14 protein-coding genes are annotated in these 16,688 nt (G+C 52.7%); 5 read left to right on the top strand and 9 right to left on the bottom strand.

What is annotated here, in order from left to right; all coding sequences use genetic code 11:
- Positions 1-44 precede the first annotated feature (44 nt).
- From V2154_RS04645 to V2154_RS04635, 3 genes are all read right to left on the bottom strand, one after another.
- Positions 45-1,040: a LacI family DNA-binding transcriptional regulator gene (locus V2154_RS04645; RefSeq protein WP_353501257.1), complete on the bottom strand. Its 996-nt coding sequence runs from the start codon at positions 1,038-1,040 to the stop codon at positions 45-47.
- 88 nt (positions 1,041-1,128) lie between these two features.
- Entirely contained in the window at positions 1,129-2,346 is a 1,218-nt protein-coding gene (locus V2154_RS04640) for an MFS transporter (RefSeq protein WP_353501256.1), read from the bottom strand.
- A 238-nt stretch (positions 2,347-2,584) separates the two neighbouring features.
- Positions 2,585-3,505 (bottom strand): LysR family transcriptional regulator, encoded by a 921-nt coding sequence (locus tag V2154_RS04635; protein WP_353501255.1) that lies wholly within the window; start codon positions 3,503-3,505, stop codon positions 2,585-2,587.
- A gap of 202 nt (positions 3,506-3,707) precedes the next feature.
- On the opposite strand from V2154_RS04635, the gene V2154_RS04630 reads away from it, so the two are divergent.
- On the top strand, positions 3,708-4,325 hold the full coding sequence (locus tag V2154_RS04630) for a LysE family translocator (RefSeq protein WP_353501254.1): 618 nt from the start codon (positions 3,708-3,710) through the stop codon (positions 4,323-4,325).
- Between the two features lie 62 nt (positions 4,326-4,387).
- On the opposite strand, the gene V2154_RS04625 is transcribed toward V2154_RS04630, so the two are convergent.
- The 4 genes from V2154_RS04625 to V2154_RS04610 form a co-directional block, all read right to left on the bottom strand.
- Entirely contained in the window at positions 4,388-6,061 is a 1,674-nt protein-coding gene (locus V2154_RS04625; protein ID WP_353501253.1) for a carbohydrate porin, read from the bottom strand.
- A gap of 64 nt (positions 6,062-6,125) precedes the next feature.
- Positions 6,126-6,437: a PTS lactose/cellobiose transporter subunit IIA gene (locus V2154_RS04620; protein WP_353501252.1), complete on the bottom strand. Its 312-nt coding sequence runs from the start codon at positions 6,435-6,437 to the stop codon at positions 6,126-6,128.
- A gap of 19 nt (positions 6,438-6,456) precedes the next feature.
- Entirely contained in the window at positions 6,457-7,779 is a 1,323-nt protein-coding gene (locus tag V2154_RS04615) for a PTS sugar transporter subunit IIC (RefSeq protein ID WP_353501251.1), read from the bottom strand.
- A 170-nt stretch (positions 7,780-7,949) separates the two neighbouring features.
- Positions 7,950-8,264, bottom strand: coding sequence for a PTS sugar transporter subunit IIB (locus tag V2154_RS04610; protein WP_353501250.1), 315 nt, complete (start codon positions 8,262-8,264; stop codon positions 7,950-7,952).
- 197 nt (positions 8,265-8,461) lie between these two features.
- Between V2154_RS04610 and V2154_RS04605 the strand changes: the two genes are divergently transcribed.
- From V2154_RS04605 to V2154_RS04595, 3 genes are all read left to right on the top strand, one after another.
- Complete coding sequence (locus V2154_RS04605; RefSeq protein WP_034788239.1) at positions 8,462-9,181, top strand: GntR family transcriptional regulator; 720 nt, start codon at positions 8,462-8,464, stop codon at positions 9,179-9,181.
- Positions 9,182-9,518: 337 nt separating this feature from the next.
- Positions 9,519-10,409: a beta-glucoside kinase BglK gene (gene bglK / locus V2154_RS04600; RefSeq protein ID WP_353501249.1), complete on the top strand. Its 891-nt coding sequence runs from the start codon at positions 9,519-9,521 to the stop codon at positions 10,407-10,409.
- Positions 10,410-10,423: 14 nt separating this feature from the next.
- On the top strand, positions 10,424-11,854 hold the full coding sequence (locus tag V2154_RS04595) for a 6-phospho-beta-glucosidase (protein WP_353501248.1): 1,431 nt from the start codon (positions 10,424-10,426) through the stop codon (positions 11,852-11,854).
- 105 nt (positions 11,855-11,959) lie between these two features.
- Here V2154_RS04595 and guaA read toward each other — a convergent pair whose 3' ends face one another.
- Positions 11,960-13,537 (bottom strand): glutamine-hydrolyzing GMP synthase, encoded by a 1,578-nt coding sequence (gene guaA, locus V2154_RS04590; protein ID WP_353501247.1) that lies wholly within the window; start codon positions 13,535-13,537, stop codon positions 11,960-11,962.
- Positions 13,538-13,656: 119 nt separating this feature from the next.
- A complete protein-coding gene (gene guaB, locus V2154_RS04585; protein ID WP_353501246.1) occupies positions 13,657-15,123 on the bottom strand; it encodes an IMP dehydrogenase in 1,467 nt (488 codons plus the stop codon).
- A gap of 168 nt (positions 15,124-15,291) precedes the next feature.
- Between guaB and xseA the strand changes: the two genes are divergently transcribed.
- Positions 15,292-16,668 (top strand): exodeoxyribonuclease VII large subunit, encoded by a 1,377-nt coding sequence (gene xseA, locus V2154_RS04580; RefSeq protein WP_353501245.1) that lies wholly within the window; start codon positions 15,292-15,294, stop codon positions 16,666-16,668.
- Positions 16,669-16,688 lie beyond the last annotated feature (20 nt).

Below are 16,688 nucleotides of genomic sequence, written 5' to 3'. Positions count from 1 at the left end.
TGAATAAACAGTCACGAATGGCGGCATAAACACCACTGGCTTTATCAGGTGGAATCCCTCGGAACCAGATTCCAAGGGAGAAGAAGCTCGCTTTCGTGGCTGGTCAACGCCTTCCCTTCAATCTGATCGATTAACAATCCCGCGCTTCTACACCCCATCTCCAACATCGGCTGCTGAATAGTGGTTAGCATTGGCAATGTGATTTCAGAACAGGGCACGCCGTCAAAACCCACCAGCGCCAGCTGATCGGGGATAGCTATTCCGGCTTTCACCGCGGCGTTAAGTGCGCCACAGGCCAGCATATCTGAAATACCAAAAATCGCGTCGCATGGCTCTTCGCCGGACATGAGTACCTCATAGGCGGTTGCCCCCTCGGCGAAGCTCATCACATTGCGGGCATGCACGATTTTATGCCATGACAGCCCAGCCTCGGCGAGACTGTCGAGATAGCCCTGCTCACGCTCTTGCGCGTACTTATAGCCTTCGCGGGCGCTGATCATCGCGATACGCTTTTTGCCGGATTGAACTAAATGGTCGACGGCGGCACGGGCAGCGGAATAACTATCGATAGAAACAAAAGGCGTAGCGCCCTGCTTGTACTCACCACACTGCACCCAAGGGTGGTGGCCAATATGCTCTTTCAGCGCATCAATTTGGGTGGTGGCATCCATGGTGATCACGCCGTCCACGGTGCGCTCGTGCAGCAACTTCAGGTAGGCGGCTTCCCGCTGCGGGCTGGATTCTGAATTGCACAGAATGATGTGATATCCGCGCCGCTCGGCCTCGGACTCGATTCCGCAGACCACCAGCGCACAGAACGGATTGCCAATACTTGAAACCATTACCAACAGCATGCCGCTGTGGGAATTCCTCAACTTTTGACCGAGACGATTAGGATAAAAGCCTTCCTGCTCAACGACGCGCATGACTTTTTCACGAGTTTCTGGCTTTACCGGCCCGGTGCCATTAATCACCCGCGATACAGTCGCGGTCGAAACACCCGCAGCCTTCGCCACTTGCCGTATGTTTATCCTGCTCATGTTGCCTTCTCTTGAGATAAAGGTCTTGAAACAGTCGCAGGATAACATGTCTCCAGGTGCAAAAACGATCACGCCTCTCGCAGTTTACTCAATGAAAACTCTGGGCTTTGGCGCCCTGTGCCGGTGCTTTTGAGGGTACGCTGTACATAATCAGCAGCATGGCGAGCAGTAAGATCACCGCCGAAGAGGAGAAGATGCCGTTGGCCCCGTTGAGGTCAAACATCACTCCACCAAAGGCCGCACCGAGGCTGATGGCCAACTGAATCGCCGCCACAATCAGACCACCGGCGCTTTCTGCTTCGTCGGGCACTGCGCGCGTTACCCAGGTTGACCAGGCAACGGGAACGCCACCAAAGGCCATGCCCCACAGCGCCACCAGCACGAAGTCCAGCACCGAAGATGAGCCGAAGAGCGCTAACAGAGCCGCAAGAACGGCCATCAGCGCGGGCATGGCAATCAGCATTAAACGCAGCCGATGCTCAAGCACTCGGCCAGCCAGCGCCGTGCCGATAAAGTTCGCTACCCCAAAGCCCAACAGAATCGCCGACAGCGTATTCACGCCGACGCCTGCCGCCTGCTCCAAAGCAGCTCGCATATAGGTGAAGAAAATAAAGTGGCCGGTGAAGACCAGAATGGTCGCCACCATAGCAATGCCGACCGCGGGACGGCGCAGCACGTCGATAATGGTTTTCAACCCGGCGCTGCCTTTAGCAGGCAGTGATGGCAGGGTCAGCAACTGGGCGACAAAAGTCACCGCGCCCAGCGCACTGGCGGCAAAAAACACGCTGCGCCAGCCGAACAGATTGCCAAAGTAGCTACCCATTGGCGCCGCCGCGATAGTGGCAACGGACACGCCGCTAAAGATAATCGACAGCGCCCTTGGCACTTTATCTTCAGGCACCAGTCGCATTGTCGTGGCCGCGGCCATGGTCCAAAAACCGCCCAGCGCGACACCCAACAGCACTCGGCCAATCAACACGGCAGTAAAGCCATTCGCCAGCGCCACGAACAGGTTAGCGACCACCAGCAGTAATGAGAAAGCCAGCAGCACGTATTTACGATCAATCCCCTTGGTCGCGGCTGAAATCAGCAGGCTGGTGACCAACGCCACGGCCGCCGTGGTGGTCACGGCCTGCCCGGCCAACCCTTCTGACATATGCAATCCGATTGCCATCGGGGTTAATAAACTGGCAGGCAAAAACTCCGCCGTGACCAGACTGAAAACGCCCATCGCCATAGCGAATACCGCGCCCCACGCAGGGTAAATCGCAGTCTGTGAATCAGTTGATGTTGAAGTTGAGTTCATAGGATTCATCAAATGTTGAGGATGCTCAGCAGGCGGCACGATGGCGTTTTAGTCGCAAAACTTAACGGCGCTCACCTTTCATTGTCGTGGCATCTTAGATTAGGTGTAACGCGTTACACAATGAGGGGAGCGGCTAAAAAGACACCAAAGGCATAAAATGACTAGTCGGGAGAACACAGTTTTAGCGGGTAATGAACTTCGACCTGAGGAGAAAGGCCCTCATTGCTCGAGGGCATTATCAATAATCCAAGGCCATCATCCCGGAGCGCCAGACGCTGGTGGTGCGGATCAGGGATTTATCTCGTAGGAAATTAATCAGGGTTGAGATAAGCCGGTCGTGGCGATTTTCGGCGCGAGTTATGATGTAAGAGTGGCGGCGCAAGGGCTGAGGCAACTCCAGAATACGGATATTTTCAGGCACCGGCAGCACCGACAGCCACGGCATAACCGAAAAACCAATCCCCTGATTTACCAGCCCAACAATGCCGCTATCGCTGGCAAGTTTGTGCGTGGCCTCATTGCGCAGGCCCATTTCACGACATCGTTCAATCACCGTGGTCAATGTATTCACGCTGGGCTGGATGAAAGGCAGAGTTTCCAGCTGCTGCCAGCTTAACGGATGTTTTAGCCGGAACGAGCGCGGGATCATCAACACATAAGGGTCGCTGACATAGGGCACGCTGTGCATATCGGGCAACTGACCGTTTATCGTCACACCAATATCGGCGCGGCCCGACGCCACGGCTTCGTCGATGTGGTGGTACTCGGTGGCGCTATCATCAATGTCCAGATGAATGTCCGGCCACGACTTCGCCAACGCTTCCAGACAGGGTGGCAGGATATAAGCCGTCGCGCTGCGAAAGCAGGCGACGCGCAGTCGGCCAGCGATTTGCGGCATCTCTGCGGCGACTTGCTCAATGCTCGCCAGCAGTTGCATCACTTTTTGCGCATCTTGCAGGATGCGAGTACAAGCCGGAGTCGGTACACAACCTGTGCGAGAACGGTGTAATAGTCGAGTCTTGAGGTGCTGCTCCAGCTCGGCAATGGCGTGACTGATGCGCGACTGCGTACAGCCTAATACCGCAGCGGCGGCGCTAAAACCGTTGTTTTCCACTACCGCAATCAGCATTTCCAGCTGATTGAGCTTTATCTTAGACATATTATCAGTCAGTTATCTGAGCCATGTTGCCATGACAAATCGAATTTCTTCATAGAAGAACCAAACATATCACGATTTTCGGTTGCCGGTCATGGGAGGGATTTTCATGATGTAGGCAGAGCGGGAACGTCACTCCCCTCTCCGATAGACCAAACCAATAAGAAATCACCTTAAGCAATAAGTTTTTAAAGGACATCTGAGCATGCCGGGCATCATCAACTACGGGACCTTCGTCCTGTCATTCATTTTTATGTTAATTATCCCAGGGCCGGGCAATCTAGTACTGATCACCAGCACCAGCAAAGGCGGGCCGCGCAACGGATTGCTCAGCCTGTTTGGAATCATTTTCGGCGATCAGGTGCTGCTGTGGCTGGCGATTGCAGGCGTGGCAGCCCTGCTGGAATCCTCTCCCCATGTGTTTCAGGCTATCAAATGGCTGGGGGCGGCCTATCTGCTGTGGCTCGGCGCACAACTGCTGATGAAGTCGCGCATCAGCGCCCCTCCCCCGCCGGTGACGCGCAAGAGAACGCCTTTCCTGCAAGGCGTGGTCATCACCCTGACCAATCCCAAACCGATTCTTTTTTACGTAATGTTCTTGCCACTGTTTATCGACCCGGCTCACAGCCAGGGCCTGCTAACTTTCGCCACGCTGGCGGGCACCGCCGCCATACTGACGCTAATCTACGGCACCATTATGATTGCCCTGACTTCATCACTGGCCGAAAAGGTCAAAGCCCGCCCCGGCATGATCTTCCTGCTGGAAAAAACCGCCGGGCTGTTCCTCGCTATCTTCGCGATTAAGCTGGCGTTTTTTAATTGAAGTTGGCTTGAGGGAAGGCATAAAAAAGCCCGCGTTTGCGGGCTAAACAGTTTACCAAACCATCACCACCACACCTCGGCTTGCACCCCGGCCATGAACTCGTTTTTGCTGTTGTCATTGAATCTGAACTGCGACAGTTCGTTGTCCAAAATGCTGAGATAAGTGCCGTAGAAACGGATTTCTGGGCGGGAGCCGAGCAGACTTGGGCCGACTTTCAGCGCGTGGTAGAGCGTGGTTTTATAGCCAGACTCTTTCAGGTCTTCACCCTGTTCGGTTTTGTTTTTCTGGGTAAACCAGCTTAACTCGACGCCGGTTTGGTTCCAGGTATCCCAAATCCATGCCGGGCGAACGGCAGCGCGGAAGCTGTTGAAGTCGCTGTGCGCCCCGCTCTCATAGCTATAGACATCACTGCCGTGCGACCAGACCAGCGCGTTAGCCATGATGATTCTGTCGGCGAGATACATTTCCCCCTGCGAGATCAGGCGCCATGCAATGCCGTTGGTTTGGTCGCCATAGTAGTAACGCCCCTGCGCCATGGAGTTGCTGGCCCCAGAGAAGTTGGCGAAACTGCTAGCATAGGAGTTATTGGCCACCTGTAGCGTGAACTCGTTGAATGCGTCGCGAGGCAGCTCTTGGCGCACGATGGCGGTGGTCATCCAGGTGTCTTTCAGCTTAAAGAAGTCGCCACTGTCTTCGTTGTCCTTCTGTTCGTCAGTTTTATTGGCGAAAGCATATTTCGCCATCAGTGACAGCGAGCCATCCTGCCACAGCGGAATATTGCGATAGCGTAAGTCCACTGAGTTGGTGTTCATCTGCGTGGTGCGGTTGAAATCCCGCGAATAAACATCCACGTCATTACGGCTCAGTGACGCGTCTAACTGGCCCGGCCCCAAGTCCCAGTTTTGAATCCCCACGGCGGCGGCGACGTCGGTAGTTAACGATTTCCAGTCAAGCATTTGGATTTCGTATTCCGGCAATTTATGTTTGCCTACCCAAAAATCAGCCTCTTGGGCAAATGGCAGGAATCCTCGGGTGGTCAGGAATATATCGCTGAATTGCAGGATATTTTCATTATTGGTATCGCCAAACCAGGCATCGTTATACTGCTCGCCGACGTTGCCATCATAGGTGACGATGGCGTTGGCGGTTTTTCCGTCCTGATTATAGACGCGCTGGTTGAGGGTTAAATCGAACCAGCCGCTCATTTCGTTGCCGAAACGGCCCAGCGAGCCTGCGGCATAAGTTTGTGCCGATCCGCGATTAGAGGCCGCCCAGCCGGAGCGGAAATAACCCTCGTAGCTGAATCCGATATCCTCTTTAACGAATTTACTGATGTCAGTCAGGGTGACGTTTTCAACGCTGGTTTTCCCGCCATCGTTATTCACTACCGCGACGCTCTGCGATCCTTTCACCGGCGTTCGCGCTGGCGCGGTACCAATCTCATTATTTTCATTTTTGATATTGTCCGCCACCGGTGAAAGTGCTGTTTGTGTGGTCGGAGATTCTACTGTTGGTTTATTCCCTTGAGCGCCACCTTGTAAAAGCGCCACTCTATCTTTATAAACCGCCAGCTCTGCCTGCGTTTTTTTAAGCTCTGATTTATTCTCTGATAATTGATTCTCTAGAAGTTCAAGACGCTGTTCAACGGTTAATTTAGCAGCCGTGGCATCAGTAGAGGATAAAGCAAGAAGGATTGATAAATACAATAATCTAACTTTCAATGAACTTGAATGCATTATAGTATCCCAGAAATATAGTTATTATTTTGCCTTTAGCCTTTACGACTAAAGGCGGGTGAAATTAAGCAAAGACTTCTTTTCGTAAACTAATAATCTCTTTTGCTAAATCCTGACACAGCATGGCGGTCATTAAATGGTCTTGAGCATGAACCAGAATCAGGTTGACGTTTATTTTTCCGCAACCTTCATCCTGCCCAATAAGCGCTGTTTGGATTTTGTGTGCCTCGCGACAGGCCGCTTCCGACGAGGCCATTAGCTGTTCAGCCTCGTCCCATAATTTTTGGCGTGAGGCACGTATCGCCTCCATGGCATCGGAACGCGCCTGACCGGCGTAGATAAGTAACTCCATAACGGTACTTTCATCAGCAAACATCTTGCTTCTCCTTGATCTATTATTGTGCTGCCTGCGCGGCGTTAACCTTATTTGCAGCGATGACGAACGGTAAATAAATTAACGTCGATATCGCCAGGCAGAGCATGCCGACAAATAGCGCCATCCAGTTCCCTCCTGTCCCAAAGAATGCAATTAGCGGTCCGGGCGTTGTCCAAGGGACGGCATAAGCAATTGGCGGGATAATTTCCAAGCTCACAAAGAAATAGCCAACAATGGAGTTAACAAACGGCGCCATAATAAAGGGAATAATAAGAATGGGGTTAAGCACGATGGGCAGGCCAAAAATAATCGGCTCATTGATATTAAACAACCCTGGCACAAAGGCCATTTTTGCCATATCGCGATAATCAGCGCGGCGCGAGGCAATAAAAATCGCCAGCACCAGACCCAGCGTCATGCCCGAACCACCATAGTTGGCGAAGGCATCGTTAATGCCGCCCCAGGTGATGGGATATGGTGCGCCCCAAGTGGTGCCGTTGTTGGCGGCGAAAGAGAGATTTTCTAGATTGGCTTCGGAGAAAATCGTTTCACGGACCGCCGCTACGGTGTTCGGGCCATGAATTCCCAGCACCCAGAGGAAGTTAGCCACCACGCCAAGTATTAGAACCGTTACGATATTGGTGCCCATATTTTTCAGCGGGGCTTGAATGAAGTTGTAAATTAGCTCGTTCAGGCCATTGGGTGATATTTTCGTCAGGCAGTAGTTAACCACCGAGAAAAACACCATCACGAAGAAAATGGGGATAAGGACTTTAAAGGAGCGCGCCACGGCTGGCGGAACCGTGTCCGGCATGGTGATGGTAATTTTAGGGTTGCGCGCCAGACGGCAGAAAATCTCGCTGGTCAGCATCGCCACTATAATGGCAACAAATAGCCCCTGTGGACCCAGATATTGCGTGGTTAAATAGGCTTGCTCCCCTTCCATATGATAAGGGGTATAAACCACAAAGAAAGCGCCGATGGCCGTCAGACCACATAATAGGTCATCCTGCTGATAGCTAATCGCGATATTTCTTGCTACCAGAAAGGTGATCATAATGGACATGATATTCACCGAGCCATTCATCACCGGCGCAAAGATATTTTGTGCTTCGGCTAAATTCGGGAATATCGTCCCCAAATGCAGAATAGAAGCAATAAAGCCTTCCGGCGAGAGAATCGCAAAGTTAATTAACACGATAAGGGAGCTTGCCATTACGATGGGGAATGACAAAATAAACGCATCGCGAATAGCAGAGACGTGTATCTGAGAATTTAATTTAATCGCGATTGGAACAAGGATCTTCTCCATACCGCGTTCAAAGGCATTCATTAAACTCATGATGAGTCCTTTTATAGTAGAATGAATTATTAAACGTGCACTTTGATCAGTTGATAAAATCAGGCATTATATTTTTAAAAGCCGCCTGACTATATTGTGTCCATAAGCAATCACCGAAATACACCTCGGTGAAATTTAATTTATTTTTTAATTATCTACAGCGTAATAGTTTAGTTGCCTGACAAAAGCGCTAAAGCACTCTCTAAAACGGCTTTACCATCCATCTGCCCATAATGTTTCATATCGATCACCGCAACGGGGATTTTCCCTTGAGCAGCAGTTTCTATTTCACTTTTTTGGAAGCGAACCTGCGGTCCTAATAGGACAACGTCAGCCTCATTTCTTTTTATTTTTTCCTTGGCCTCAGGAACGGAAAAAGCGTCGATATTTACAGCAACGTTTCCCGCCTCGGCGTGTTCTCTCATTCGCTTGACCAGCATACTGGTGGACATGCCAGCAGCGCATACCAATAAAATATTCTTCATTTGTCACCCAATTAATATATGTTGATGGTCTACCCGTCGGGTAACTTAATGAATTTCAATGAAAGAAATTGCCATTGCGATCACAGTTAGTAAGAGCGGAGTTGTTTAAAAAAATAGATAAAAATGAACGTGTGATTAATTTTTTGTCTCGGAAACTTGTAGTTTACTGTTTTATAAAGAATTAAGGAGGTTCAAAAGTGGTATACAAAGATATTGTGAACTTACTAAAAAAAAGAATTAGTAGTCCGACATACAATATTGGCGATATCTTTCCGGCGGAAATAGAGCTGGCTAAACTTTATAATGTGTCGCGAAATACCATGAGAAAGGCGCTGAAAGTTCTTGAAGATGAGGAACTTATTGAGCGTAGGCACGGCTCGGGCACCTATCTGCGCAATAAACATTTTCAAGCCTCGGTCACCCACCTGGACAGTTTTACCGAGATTGCCAAAAGCGAAGGGAAAAAACCGACTAGCCAGGTATTGCGATTTGAATTGCAGCAGGCCTCAGAGGACATTGCCAGCCGTCTGCATTTAGCTATCGGCGAACCGGTTTATTATGCCAAGCGGCTGCGTTACATCGACAATGTTCCGATGCAACTGGAGGAGACGTGGCTTTCGGTTAATCGCTTCCCAGATTTGACGATTAACCATATGAAAAAATCCAAGTTTTTCTATATCGAGCATGAGTGTGGCGTCAAAATACACGGCTGCTATGAATCACTCCACCCCGTGCTTCCTCCCCTCGAAGTGGCCAAAATGCTCAATATCAGCGTCCGGGATCCAATTATCAGAATGGAAACCCAATCTGTTGATGCCAACCATGCGCCCATCGATTTTTCCATCCTCTATACCAATGTGTTTGAATTCCAAGTGAAGTATTTCCTTCCGCGCAAGATGGCCCGCCAGCCAGCTTAATGGCTCAATAAAAGTTATTTAATTTAATCGACCAAATCCGACGCTTGGGTTTGGTCCCCTAGCGTCATATTGATCACAGTTCCGCTCAAAAAAGTGGTTCACAAATCAGATAATAAATGCACCTCCCATCTTTAAGCCTCTGAAAGAAGACATAACTCTTTGTATAACCTAATGTTAAAGAAGTGCAAAAGAGGTGCAATTCAAGATGAGGCACAACATTGCCTACCCTCCTTTCAATTGATTAAGCTTTTATTCGCTTTCAGAACGAATAATTAAAAATAAATAAGATTGAATTCTTTCACTGTGCAGAAATAAAAACTCAGAAGGAATTAACCACATGAAGATTGCCGCATTTGATATTGGTGGCACGGCGTTAAAAATGGGCGTCCTTACCTCTGATGGAAAAGTACAAGAAAAGGCCAACCAGCCCATTAACGACAGCGACGGAGAACAGATTTTACAGGCGATGGTGCAATGGGTCGCGGCGCATCCTGACTGTGAAGGGATCGCCATCAGCGCGCCGGGTTATGTGAATCCTCATACCGGCTTTATCGAAATGGGCGGAGCCATTCGCCGCTTTGATAATTTCGCCATGAAAGAGTGGCTCGAGCAGCAAACGCAGCTTCCCGTCGCCATCGAAAATGACGCCAACTGCGCGCTACTTGCCGAGCGTTGGCAAGGCAAGGCCACCGAGATGGCTAACTTTTTGGTGCTGACCATCGGCACGGGCATCGGCGGGGCTATTTTTTGCAATAACCAGCTGGTTCACGGCGCCCGTTTCCGCGCCGGAGAATTCGGTTACATGCTGACCGAGCGCCCCGGCCCGCGCGATGTTCGCCAGTACACCATGAATGACAATTGCACCCTGCGCACTCTGCGCCAGAACTACGCAGGACACGTTGGTAAGCCGCTCAATGAGGTGAGCGGAGAGGAGATCTTCGACTGCTACGAGGCCGGGGACGTCGTCTGCCAGCGTTTAGTGTCCGAGTTTTTGAATGATATCGGCAGCGGGCTCTACAACCTGGTGAATTTGTTTGATCCGCAAATCATTCTGGTGGGCGGCGGCATTGTTGAGCGCCCCGGATTTCTTGCGTTACTTCGTCAACATCTGGCCTGGTTCGGGATTGATGATTATGTCGATATTGTCAGCCACGGCAATGACGCCGGACTCATCGGCGCGGTCTACCATTTCAATCAACAGTATCGGTCGCCGATAAGCGATCTCTAATTGAGAGGAAGAATATGTCCGGATTCAAAGAAGGATTTCTGTGGGGAGGCGCGGTGGCCGCGCACCAGCTGGAAGGAGGTTGGAAAGAAGGTGGCAAAGGGGTCAGCGTTGCTGACGTCATGACCGCTGGCGCGCACGGCGTCCCGCGCGTGATCACCGATGGCGTGTTGCCGGGCAAAAATTACCCTAACCACCAAGCCATCGATTTTTATCATCGCTATAAAGAAGATATCGGGCTGTTCGCCGAGCTGGGGTTTAAATGCTTCCGCACCTCCATTGCCTGGACGCGCATCTTCCCACAGGGGGATGAGTTAGAGCCAAACGAGGCGGGCCTGCAATTTTACGATGACCTGTTCGACGAGTGCCTGAAACACGGCATTGAGCCAGTGATCACCCTGTCGCACTTCGAGATGCCTTATCACTTGGTGGCCGAGTACGGCGGCTGGCGCAATCGCAAGCTGATCGACTTCTTCGTGCGCTTTTCCAAAGTAGTGTTTACGCGCTACCAGCACAAAGTGAAGTACTGGATGACCTTCAACGAGATCAATAATCAGGCCAACTATCACGAAGATTTCGCCCCCTTCACCAACTCCGGGTTGAAGTATGTCGCGGGGGAAGATCGCGAGCCGGTGATGTATCAGGCCGCCCATTACGAGCTGGTCGCCAGTGCGCTGGCAGTCAGCGCCGCCAAGGCCATTAACCCTGATTTGCAGGTTGGCTGCATGATAGCCATGTGCCCTATCTACCCGCTGACCTGTGCGCCGCGCGATATGATGATGGCGATGACCGCGATGCACCGCCGCTACTGGTTCACCGATGTTCACGTGCGCGGCGAATATCCTCAGCACCTGCTGAAATATTTCGAACGCCGGGGCTTCGAGCTAGATATCACCGAGAACGATCTGGCGGCACTCAAACAGGGCTGCGTCGACTATATCGGCTTTAGCTACTACATGTCGTTTGCTACCAAAGCCACTGACGACAACCCGCAGCTGGATTACGACGAAACCAAGAGTCTGGTCTCTAACCCTTATGTCCAGAAGTCCGACTGGGGCTGGCAGATTGACCCCGTCGGCCTGCGCTATTCGCTGAACTGGTTCTGGGATCACTATCAACTGCCGCTGTTTATCGTGGAAAACGGCTTCGGCGCGATTGACGTGCAAGAGAGCGACGGCACGGTCAATGACCAGTACCGCATCGACTATATGTCCGCTCATATTGCCGAAATGAAGAAAGCCGTGGTCGAGGACGGCGTCGAGCTGATGGGTTATACGCCGTGGGGATGTATCGATTTGGTCTCCGCCGGTACCGGCGAGATGAAAAAACGCTACGGCCTGATCTACGTCGATAAAGACAATGACGGCAACGGCACTCTGAACCGCAGCCGTAAGAAGTCCTTTAACTGGTATAAAGAGGTGATTGCCACCAACGGCGAAAAGCTCTGATTGTTGATGGTTGATGGCTGCTTGCTGAATTCAGTACAAAAAAAAGCCCGCGATTGCGGGCTTTAGTTTTATTTGAACGCCGTCAGGCTGGCTGCGGTTGGGGGGTTATTCCCACTCAATCGTAGCTGGCGGTTTACCGGAGATGTCGTAAACCACGCGGGAGATGCCGTCGACTTCGTTGATGATGCGGTTGGAGCAGCGGCCGAGGAAATCGTACGGCAGGTGCGCCCAGTGAGCAGTCATGAAGTCGATGGTTTCTACTGCGCGCAGAGAAACCACCCAGTCATATTTACGGCCATCGCCCATCACGCCGACGGAGCGAACCGGCAGGAAGACGGTGAAGGCCTGGCTGACTTTGTTGTACAGGTCGGCTTTATGCAGCTCTTCGATGAAGATAGCATCGGCGCGACGCAGCAGGTCGCAGTACTCTTTCTTCACTTCGCCCAATACGCGAACGCCTAAACCTGGACCCGGGAACGGGTGACGGAAAAGCATGTCGTACGGCAGGCCGAGTTCCAGACCGATTTTGCGCACTTCGTCTTTGAACAGCTCTTTCAGCGGCTCAACCAGACCCAGTTTCATCTCTTTCGGCAGGCCACCCACGTTGTGGTGTGACTTGATGACGTGCGCTTTGCCGGTGGCAGAAGCCGCAGACTCAATCACGTCAGGGTAGATGGTGCCCTGTGCCAGCCATTTCACTTCTTCTTGTTTGCAGGCTTCTTCGTCGAACACTTCAACGAACACGCGACCAATGATTTTACGCTTAGCCTCTGGCTCATCAACGCCGGCCAGAGCAGACAGGAAGCGATCTTCCGCAGCCACGTGAACGATGTTCAGACCGAAACGGTCGCCGAACATTTCCAGCACCTGATCGGCTTCGTTCAGACGCAGCAGGCCGTTGTCGACAAACACACAGGTCAGACGGTCGCCGATGGCGCGATGCAGCAGCATAGCAGTAACAGAAGAGTCCACGCCGCCGGACAGGCCGAGGATCACATGGTCGTTGCCGACTTGTTCGCGCAGGCGTTCAACGGCGTCTTCGATGATTTTAGCCGGGGTCCACAGGGCTTCGCACTGGCAAATGTCCATCACGAAACGCTCCAGAATGCGCAGGCCCTGACGGGTGTGCGTTACTTCTGGGTGGAACTGTACGCCGTAGAAGCGTTTTTCCTCGTTAGCCATAATGGCAAACGGGCAGGTATCGGTGCTGGCAACGGTCACGAAGTCAGATGGGATGGCGGTGACTTTGTCGCCGTGGCTCATCCATACGTCGAGCAGCGGCTTGGCGCTGTCGCTCAGGGCGTCCTGAATGTCGCGGATCAGCGCGCTTTCGGTCTGAACTTCAACCTGCGCATAGCCGAACTCACGCTCGTTGGAACCTTCAACATGGCCGCCAAGTTGCATTGCCATGGTCTGCATGCCGTAGCATACGCCGAGAACCGGTACGCCAGCTTCGAACACATAGTCCGGTGCGCGCGGGCTGTCGGTGGCGGTGGTACTTTCCGGGCCACCGGACAGGATAATACCGTTCGGGTTGAATTCGCGGATTTGGGCTTCGGTTACGTCCCAAGCCCAGAGTTCGCAGTACACGCCCAGTTCACGCACGCGGCGTGCAACAAGTTGGGTGTACTGGGAGCCGAAATCGAGGATCAGGATACGGTGCTTGTGAATATTTTCGCTCATGAGGGGGCGTTTTCCAGAAAGCAATAAAAAGCGTTAAAACAACGAGTTAAACTTTCAACAACAATAAAAGCTTACTTCAATAAAGCAGACAGCGAGCACGTAGCTCGCTGTCTTAAGGGTTAAGAACCCATTCTATAATTAGGGGACTCTTTTGTGATAGTCACATCGTGAACATGACTCTCCTGAATCCCCGCACCGCTGATGCGAACAAATTCAGCCTTGGTACGCAGGTCGTGGATAGTAGCACAACCGGTCAGGCCCATACATGAGCGCAAACCACCCATTTGCTGGTGAACGATCTCTTTCAGACGGCCTTTATACGCCACGCGACCTTCGATACCTTCCGGCACCAGTTTGTCAGCGGCGTTGCCAGTCTGGAAGTAACGGTCAGAAGAGCCTTTGGACATCGCGCCCAGAGAACCCATACCGCGGTAAGATTTGAATGAGCGGCCTTGGTACAGTTCGATTTCGCCCGGAGACTCTTCAGTACCTGCCAGCATGCCGCCAACCATCACGCAGCTTGCGCCAGCGGCGATAGCTTTAGCGATGTCACCTGAGAAACGGATCCCGCCGTCAGCGATAACCGGAATACCGGTGCCTTCCAGCGCAGCCACCGCGTCAGACACGGCGGTGATTTGTGGAACACCTACGCCGGTCACGATACGCGTCGTACAGATTGAGCCAGGGCCGATACCCACTTTCACCGCGCTCACGCCAGCTTCCACCAGCGCCAGTGCGCCAGCGCCGGTCGCCACGTTGCCACCGATGATTTCTAAGTCTGGATATTTAGCGCGAGTGGCGCGAATGCGGGACAGAACGCCTTCGGAGTGGCCGTGTGAGGAGTCGATCAGCAGGACGTCAACGCCCGCCGCAACCAGTGCGTCGATACGCTCTTCGTTGCCTTCGCCAGCGCCAACTGCCGCGCCAACGCGCAGACTGCCTTGCTCATCTTTACAGGCGTTAGGTTTACGTTCCGCTTTTTGGAAGTCTTTAACAGTGATCATACCCAGCAGGTGAAATTGCGCGTCAACAACCAGCGCTTTCTCAACGCGTTTTTCGTGCATTTTCTGCAACACAACTTCGCGTGCTTCGCCCTCTTTGACCGTCACCAGACGCTCTTTCGGGGTCATCACTGCGGTGACAGGCTGTTCCAGGTCGGTCACAAAGCGCACGTCACGGCCGGTAATAATACCCACCAGTTCGTTGCCTTCGGTCACGACAGGATAACCGGCAAAGCCGTTGATTTCGGTGAGTTCTTTAACTTGACGCAGGGTGGTAGAAGGGGTGACCGTTTTCGGGTCGGCGACCACGCCGCTTTCATGCTTCTTAACGCGGCGAACTTCTTCGGCCTGACGTTCAATGGACATGTTCTTGTGAATGAATCCCAGACCGCCCTCTTGCGCCAGAGCAATCGCCAGATTCGCTTCAGTCACGGTATCCATTGCTGCAGACAGCATTGGAATATTGAGACGGATTTTAGCGGTCAGTTGAGTGCTTAGGTCGGCAGTATTAGGCAGAACTGTGGAGTGAGCTGGTACAAGGAGGACGTCGTCGAACGTTAGAGCTTCTTTTGCGATACGTAGCATGGGCAATATCTCACCAAGGTGGATGCGGAAAGGATAAAATATTGCAGCGGGATTATACAGGTGAGGGCCCATTGCGACTAGTACTATTTACGAAACTTCTTGATTACCTTGTTTGGGCATGTAGTATCGACCGATTAAGTCTCTGTTTTTGAATTTGATCTGGATCACATGCCACTACCTTCTTCCCCGCCAATTTTTACCGTAAGCCGCCTGAATCAGACGGTTCGACAGCTGCTGGAGAACGAAATGGGCCAGGTCTGGCTTTCAGGCGAGATCTCCAACTTCTCTCAACCTTCGTCCGGTCACTGGTATTTCACCCTGAAAGACGACCGGGCGCAGGTTCGCTGTGCCATGTTCCGCAACACCAATCGCCGCACCACCTTCCGCCCGCAAAACGGCCAGCAGGTGTTGGTTCGCGCCACTATCACGTTGTATGAACCGCGCGGCGACTATCAGCTGATTGCCGAAAGCATGCAGGAAGCCGGTGACGGGCTGTTGCAGCAGAAATTTGACCTGTTGAAGCAGCAGCTGGCCGCCGAAGGGCTTTTTGATGCCCAATTCAAGCAGCCCCTGCCCTCGCCTGCCAAGTGCGTCGGGGTGATCACCTCGTCGAGCGGCGCGGCGCTGCATGACGTATTAAACGTGCTGAAACGCCGTGACCCGTCACTGCCGGTCATCATCTACCCGACTGCCGTGCAGGGTGTCGACGCGCCGATGCAAATTGTCCGTGCCATTGAGCTGGCAAACTCGCGTCAGGAAGTGGATGTGTTGATTGTCGGGCGCGGCGGTGGCTCTTTGGAAGATTTGTGGAGCTTTAACGATGAGCGCGTGGCGCGGGCCATTTTCAAAAGCGCCATTCCGATTGTCAGCGCCGTCGGCCATGAAACCGACGTCACCATCGCCGACTTTGTGGCCGACCTGCGCGCGCCGACGCCGTCTGCCGCCGCCGAGTTAATTAGCCGCAATCAGCTGGAACTGCTGCGCCAGATTCAATCTCAGCAGCAGCGTTTGGAAATGGCGATGGACTATTACCTCGCCCAGCTGGCTCAGCGTTTTACCCGCCTGAACCATCGTTTGCAGCAACAGCACCCGCACCTGCGCCTGGCTCGCCAGCAAACCGCGCTGTTCAAACTGCGCCGTCGGCTTGATGAGGCCATGCAAAACCAGCTGCGCCAGATGCTGCGTCGCATCGATCGCCTGCAGCAGCGCCTCAACCAGCAGCAGCCGCAGTCGCGCATTCATCGCGCCCAGCAGCGAGTCCAGCAATTGCAGTACCGTCTGCAACAGGCGCTGGTCCTGCAACTGTCCAACAGCCGGCAGCGTTTTGGCACGGCCTGTACCCAGCTGGAAGCCGTCAGTCCTTTGGCCACGCTGGCGCGCGGTTATAGCGTGACCACCACGCCGAAGGGTGAATTGCTGAAGAAAACCACGCAGACCGCGCCGGGCGACACGCTGAAAACCCGCCTGGCGGATGGTTGGATTGAGAGCGAAGTGAAAGTCGTGACGCTTGCGAAGAAAACGCGCAAGCCCGCTGCGAAGCAATAACGGTCGCTGTATACCCCTTC

Source organism: Ewingella sp. CoE-038-23 (genome assembly GCF_040419245.1).
GTDB classification, from domain to species: domain Bacteria; phylum Pseudomonadota; class Gammaproteobacteria; order Enterobacterales; family Enterobacteriaceae; genus Ewingella; species Ewingella allii.
This window is presented reverse-complemented; position numbering and strand designations above follow the sequence as displayed.

What these genes read in the sequence shown, in the direction of transcription:
- V2154_RS04645 (WP_353501257.1), bottom strand. Translation starts at nt 1,040, where the DNA reads ATGAGCAGGATAAACATACGGCAAGTGGCGAAGGCTGCGGGTGTTTCG.
- V2154_RS04640 (WP_353501256.1), bottom strand. Translation starts at nt 2,346, where the DNA reads ATGAACTCAACTTCAACATCAACTGATTCACAGACTGCGATTTACCCT.
- V2154_RS04635 (WP_353501255.1), bottom strand. Translation starts at nt 3,505, where the DNA reads ATGTCTAAGATAAAGCTCAATCAGCTGGAAATGCTGATTGCGGTAGTG.
- V2154_RS04630 (WP_353501254.1), top strand. Translation starts at nt 3,708, where the DNA reads ATGCCGGGCATCATCAACTACGGGACCTTCGTCCTGTCATTCATTTTT.
- V2154_RS04625 (WP_353501253.1), bottom strand. Translation starts at nt 6,061, where the DNA reads ATGCATTCAAGTTCATTGAAAGTTAGATTATTGTATTTATCAATCCTT.
- V2154_RS04620 (WP_353501252.1), bottom strand. Translation starts at nt 6,437, where the DNA reads ATGTTTGCTGATGAAAGTACCGTTATGGAGTTACTTATCTACGCCGGT.
- V2154_RS04615 (WP_353501251.1), bottom strand. Translation starts at nt 7,779, where the DNA reads ATGAGTTTAATGAATGCCTTTGAACGCGGTATGGAGAAGATCCTTGTT.
- V2154_RS04610 (WP_353501250.1), bottom strand. Translation starts at nt 8,264, where the DNA reads ATGAAGAATATTTTATTGGTATGCGCTGCTGGCATGTCCACCAGTATG.
- bglK (WP_353501249.1), top strand. Translation starts at nt 9,519, where the DNA reads ATGAAGATTGCCGCATTTGATATTGGTGGCACGGCGTTAAAAATGGGC.
- V2154_RS04595 (WP_353501248.1), top strand. Translation starts at nt 10,424, where the DNA reads ATGTCCGGATTCAAAGAAGGATTTCTGTGGGGAGGCGCGGTGGCCGCG.
- guaA (WP_353501247.1), bottom strand. Translation starts at nt 13,537, where the DNA reads ATGAGCGAAAATATTCACAAGCACCGTATCCTGATCCTCGATTTCGGC.
- guaB (WP_353501246.1), bottom strand. Translation starts at nt 15,123, where the DNA reads ATGCTACGTATCGCAAAAGAAGCTCTAACGTTCGACGACGTCCTCCTT.
- xseA (WP_353501245.1), top strand. Translation starts at nt 15,292, where the DNA reads ATGCCACTACCTTCTTCCCCGCCAATTTTTACCGTAAGCCGCCTGAAT.